This window comes from Gammaproteobacteria bacterium, assembly GCA_011682695.1.
In the GTDB taxonomy this organism is placed as follows: Bacteria; Actinomycetota; Acidimicrobiia; order Spongiisociales; family UBA4744; genus BMS3Bbin01.
On the sequence record JAACED010000121.1, the window covers coordinates 1 to 2,698 of the forward strand.

The following is a 2,698-nucleotide window of genomic DNA, read 5'->3' on the forward strand; positions in this document are numbered from 1 at the left end:
AGCTTGTTTCGGTACAAGAGACGCCCGTCGATCGCCCGCCACACGCCGTCGACACCCTTGACGCGGTTCCCAACAACGACATGTGTGTGGAGCTGAGGATCGTCCGCACGGGACGTGAATTCTGTGAACGATGCTGCAACGTATCCCTCAGTGCGGATCGGCCAGGTCTCAATCCGATGGCGGGGTGTTCCGCTTTCATCGAGGGCCGGGTTCTCCTCATCATCCAGCACCGGTGTGCGAGCTGCGCCCCGTGTCGAGGACGCCACCGACTCCATGAAGGCGAGCGCCTCGGCGGTGGCCTTCTCGAACGCCTCAACCACGTGCCTACGTGTCTCGTCGTCGCCGAACGCCCACAACAGTGACACCGACTTGTCCGCCGAAAACGTCAAATCCCACGCAGCCACACCGTCCTTCCGAAGTCGGTGTCCCAGCTGCTCGCCGGTTGCTGGATGCTGACCGTCAAACAGGCGAACCAGTCCCTCAGCAGTGACTCGTCCATCGAGTCCCAGCTCGGAAGCACCGCTGCCATGCCAACGGCCGCTCGCAGCGCCCCCTTTGAGGTAGTAGTCCTCACGAGGCGAGATCTCGCCGACCTTCTCGAGGTAGTAATCCTTGTGGGCCTTCGCAAGACTCAACATCCCGCAACCCCCACGATGTCTACATGTACACATCGGCAACTGTGTTGCACGTGCGTGTGGCTCTCAGGGGGGTTCAGTCGGCGACGGCTGACGGGACGCGGTGAGGTGTCGGCGACGGCCTGGGGATGCTCGGTGGTTCGCATCGGATTCGTCTGCTCGATCTGACTCATAGGACAGATCGTGGAGGAGAACCCTTTCAACAGAGTTTCAAGAACCCTGTCAAAGGAGGGGAATCTCGCGGGATTTCGCCCCCTGAACAGCGTCCGATGTGGCGTTACCCCTGCTGTGACTGGGAAAACGGCCGCGGAGAACCGCTCAGCCGGCATGCACAGAATTTCTTGGTCACAGCCCGCGTGTGACCGCCGGTTGCAGCTTCAGTTCGCCGAAACGCCGAGTTGAAAGGGTTACGAACACTTTACGAACACTCTGTTGAAAGGGTTGTCGCGTGTTGGAGGGTTATTGACACTCTGTTGAAACTCTGTCGAAACTCTGTCGAAAGGGTTCTCCTCCACGATCGGGGCCATGGAGAGACCCGAACGCCTACTCACGACACAGCAGATGGCTGAGTACCTTGCGATACCGGTCGCAACCCTGTACGCCTGGAGACACGCTGGCAAAGGCCCCCCTGGCTTCCGAGTCGGGAAGCACATCCGCTATCGATGGAGCGACGTTGATGAGTGGGTGCGAAGCCAACTCCACTCCGCTTCTTCGCTTCACGCCAATCTCGTTGACCCCGATTCCAGCAGGAGCCTATGGTGAACATCGGCGGTCGTCACCAGGGAAAGGTAGCTTGGCCATGGCCCACATCCGGAGACATCCCAAGGCTCCCCATCGATGGCAAGTTCGCTACGTCGACCCCTACGGCAAGGAGAGGTCGAAGAACTTCGCCCGCCGCATCGACGCTGAGAAATACCTCCATACCGTTGAGGTCCAGAAGATCAGGGGGGAGTGGACCGACCCTGCGGCCGGCAAGACCAGATTCGGCGACTGGGCCGTCCAGGTCGACACAACCCGTCCCAACCGGCGAGATTCAACTCGAGCGCGGGATTCGTCGTACCTGAGGAGCCTGGTGCTCCCAACCTTCGGCGACGTCGAACTGGCCGCGGTGCACCCCAACGACATCAGGGTCTGGATAGCCGACCTCCAGGATCGGGGGTACGCCCCAGCGACGATCGCCAAGGCCTATCAGATCCTGTCGCGTGCCTTCCGGGTCGCCGTTGCCGACGGCCTCATTGCCCGCACGCCATGTAGGGAGATCAAGCTCCCCAAGAATGACCGCGATGAGAAGCGCTTCCTCACCGCCACCGAGGTCGAGCAGCTTGCTGACGCCATCGACCCCCGGTACCGGGCGTTGATCCTCACCGGTACCTACACGGGACTGCGCTTCGGCGAGCTCGCTGGCCTCCGCACGAACAAGCTGGACCTGCTCCGTCGCACGCTTCGCGTCGACGAGCAGCTCAGCCGGCAGGGGTCATGGAGAATGGTCGCCGGACCGCTCAAGTCCAAGAAGGCCTACCGCACGATCGGCATCCCCACCTTCCTGTGCGAAGAGCTGGCCATCCACCTCAGCGAGTTCCCATCCGCCTCGGATCTGGTGTTCTCCCATGCCCAGGGAGGACCACTCGACTACAACCGATTCCGCCGGCGACATTGGAACCCCGCCGTCGAAGCGTCCGTCGACCCGCCGTGCACCCCACACGACCTCCGGCACACCCACGTGGCAATGCTCATCGCCGAGAACCAGTCCCCCAGATACATCGCCGACCGACTCGGACATGAGAGCACCCGGACCGTTCTCGACGTCTACGGACATCTCTACGAGGGGGTTGATGAGGCCGCGATGGAGGGTCTAGATCGGCTCCGTTCGGAAGCTCTGACGGACACCAGACGGACACCAGACGGTTCAAACGTCGTGTCGATGAACTCCGAGAACGCGAATCATCAAGCCCTGTAAGGGTTTTCTCTGGTGGGCGCTACTGGGATCGAACCAGTGACCTCTGCCGTGTGAAGGCAGCGCTCTCCCGCTGAGCTAAGCGCCCCAATGCGCGGCGAGTATACGC

The 2,698-nt window shown here is 61.6% G+C and carries 3 protein-coding genes and 1 tRNA gene; 2 read left to right on the forward strand and 2 right to left on the reverse strand.

The genetic code is table 11. The features are described 5' to 3' along the window. On the reverse strand, window positions 1–638 hold a 638-nt coding region (locus GWP04_12660; GenBank protein ID NIA26389.1), incomplete at its 3' end, for a relaxase domain-containing protein. 522 nt (window positions 639–1,160) lie between these two features. Between GWP04_12660 and GWP04_12665 the strand changes: the two genes are divergently transcribed. Both GWP04_12665 and GWP04_12670 read left to right on the forward strand, forming a co-directional pair. Continuing rightward, entirely contained in the window at window positions 1,161–1,397 is a 237-nt protein-coding gene (locus GWP04_12665; protein ID NIA26390.1) for a helix-turn-helix domain-containing protein, read from the forward strand. 37 nt (window positions 1,398–1,434) lie between these two features. Beyond that, window positions 1,435–2,592, forward strand: a complete 1,158-nt coding sequence (locus tag GWP04_12670; GenBank protein ID NIA26391.1) for a tyrosine-type recombinase/integrase — start codon at window positions 1,435–1,437, stop codon at window positions 2,590–2,592. A 10-nt stretch (window positions 2,593–2,602) separates the two neighbouring features. Here the strand turns inward: GWP04_12670 and GWP04_12675 are convergent. Beyond that, a tRNA-Val gene (locus GWP04_12675) sits at window positions 2,603–2,677 on the reverse strand. Window positions 2,678–2,698 lie beyond the last annotated feature (21 nt).